The organism is Mesorhizobium sp. M8A.F.Ca.ET.218.01.1.1 (genome assembly GCF_004791165.1).
GTDB lineage: Bacteria > Pseudomonadota > Alphaproteobacteria > Rhizobiales > Rhizobiaceae > Mesorhizobium.
Genome location: NZ_SRUZ01000144.1, coordinates 1 through 317, shown reverse-complemented (window position 1 = coordinate 317; position 317 = coordinate 1). Strand labels below are relative to the sequence as shown.

Sequence of the window (317 nt, the reverse complement as noted above, 5' to 3'; positions counted from 1 at the left end):
CCCGTCGACACGGCGGACGATCGGCGCGAAGTGTTGGCGGAAGATGTCGAGCCGCTTGTCGTCCAGCGGCATAAAGGAGCGGTTGTCAAAGACCGGTTCAAATGGGCCGGTCGGGCTCGGCTGTTCCGGATTGCAGATCTCCTCGAAGCGGAGGAACAGGACTGATCCCAGGAATACCCTCGACCGGATTCTATAGACCCCGCCTTTGCGGGGCAGCGTCATCCCTTCTGGCTCTTCTCCCGGCATGTTGTACTGCCAGTTTTCGCCGATGCAGGCCACGAGCCGGCCGACGTGATAGTCCTCCATTTCAAAACCTC

1 protein-coding gene is annotated in these 317 nt (G+C 60.3%); it reads right to left on the bottom strand.

All coding sequences use genetic code 11. From position 1 onward, the window contains the following. A partial coding sequence (locus EN861_RS35735; protein ID WP_189343831.1) for a hypothetical protein occupies positions 1-317 on the bottom strand: 317 nt, incomplete at both ends.